The sequence below is a fragment of the Streptomyces sp. NPDC091387 genome (assembly GCF_044756945.1).
Classification (GTDB): domain Bacteria; phylum Actinomycetota; class Actinomycetes; order Streptomycetales; family Streptomycetaceae; genus Streptomyces.
The window spans coordinates 1,926-3,235 of sequence record NZ_JBIVTZ010000046.1; the positions used below are offsets into that span (position 1 = coordinate 1,926).

The window sequence follows — 1,310 nt, forward strand, 5'->3', positions numbered from 1 at the left end:
TGTTTGAGAACTGCACAGTGGACGCGAGCATCTGTGGCCAAGTTTTTAAGGGCGCACGGTGGATGCCTTGGCACCAGGAACCGATGAAGGACGTGGGAGGCCACGATAGGCCCCGGGGAGCTGTCAACCAAGCTTTGATCCGGGGGTGTCCGAATGGGGAAACCCGGCAGTCGTCATGGGCTGTCACCCGCTGCTGAACACATAGGCAGTGTGGAGGGAACGAGGGGAAGTGAAACATCTCAGTACCCTCAGGAAGAGAAAACAACCGTGATTCCGGGAGTAGTGGCGAGCGAAACTGGATCAGGCCAAACCGTATGCGTGTGATACCCGGCAGGGGTTGCGCATGCGGGGTTGTGGGATCTCTTTTTCACGGTCTGCCGGCTGTGAGACGAGTCAGAAACCGTTGATGTAGGCGAAGGACATGCGAAAGGTCCGGCGTAGAGGGTAAGACCCCCGTAGCTGAAACATTAACGGCTCGTTTAAGAGACACCCAAGTAGCACGGGGCCCGAGAAATCCCGTGTGAATCTGGCGGGACCACCCGTTAAGCCTAAATATTCCCTGGTGACCGATAGCGGATAGTACCGTGAGGGAATGGTGAAAAGTACCGCGGGAGCGGAGTGAAATAGTACCTGAAACCGTGTGCCTACAAGCCGTGGGAGCGTCGCTGTATGTGCTTGCACATGCAGTCGTGACTGCGTGCCTTTTGAAGAATGAGCCTGCGAGTTTGCGGTGTGTTGCGAGGTTAACCCGTGTGGGGAAGCCGTAGCGAAAGCGAGTCCGAATAGGGCGATTTAGTAGCGCGCTCAAGACCCGAAGCGGAGTGATCTAGCCATGGGCAGGTTGAAGCGGAGGTAAGACTTCGTGGAGGACCGAACCCACCAGGGTTGAAAACCTGGGGGATGACCTGTGGTTAGGGGTGAAAGGCCAATCAAACTCCGTGATAGCTGGTTCTCCCCGAAATGCATTTAGGTGCAGCGTCGTGTGTTTCTTGCCGGAGGTAGAGCACTGGATAGGCGATGGGCCCTACCGGGTTACTGACCTTAGCCAAACTCCGAATGCCGGTAAGTGAGAGCACGGCAGTGAGACTGTGGGGGATAAGCTCCATGGTCGAGAGGGAAACAGCCCAGAGCATCGACTAAGGCCCCTAAGCGTACGCTAAGTGGGAAAGGATGTGGAGTCGCAGAGACAACCAGGAGGTTGGCTTAGAAGCAGCCACCCTTGAAAGAGTGCGTAATAGCTCACTGGTCAAGTGATTCCGCGCCGACAATGTAGCGGGGCTCAAGCGTACCGCCGAAGTCGTGTCATTCCA

At 56.3% G+C, this 1,310-nt stretch carries 1 rRNA gene (only partly in view); it reads left to right on the forward strand.

Going from position 1 to position 1,310, the window contains the following annotated elements:
* Window positions 1-35 precede the first annotated feature (35 nt).
* Window positions 36-1,310 (forward strand): 23S ribosomal RNA (locus tag ACIQM0_RS39265); it runs 1,925 nt beyond the window's last position.